This is a genomic window from Mesorhizobium norvegicum, assembly GCF_004919685.1.
Taxonomy (GTDB): Bacteria; Pseudomonadota; Alphaproteobacteria; order Rhizobiales; family Rhizobiaceae; genus Mesorhizobium; species Mesorhizobium norvegicum.
Genome location: NZ_SMYZ01000177.1, coordinates 1 through 369, shown reverse-complemented (window position 1 = coordinate 369; position 369 = coordinate 1). Strand labels below are relative to the sequence as shown.

General features: G+C 61.5%; 1 protein-coding gene. It reads right to left on the bottom strand.

The features are described from left to right. Positions 1-369: hypothetical protein (locus tag FCU66_RS41510; protein ID WP_168992275.1), on the bottom strand; the 369-nt coding region annotated here is incomplete at both ends.

The window sequence follows — 369 nt, the reverse complement described above, 5'->3', positions numbered from 1 at the left end:
TCGATGCTGTCCGTGGGGTTTAGATCGGGCGCCGTCGCATTCAGCGTGCTGTTCGTCAGGTCGCTGGAATCAAAGGCCAGCGTATCGGCGCCGGCAGTCAGTTGCAGGGGCGCCACATAGGTTCCGCTTCCATCGATAATCGTCTCGACAGAAGTGTTCAGAAAAATGCTGTCCCTCTGATTGGCGGAGAGCGTGAAGCCGCTGGCGATGAGGGTATCGTTGCCGCCGCCGCCATAGACATGGAACGCCGCGGCGACGTCGGCCACGGTGAAGATGGTGCCGCCGGCATAGCTGCTCTCGATACGGGAGCTGACAGTCATTCCCGACAGATCGAGCGCGGCGTCATCGGTGGTGAGCGTACCGCCACTG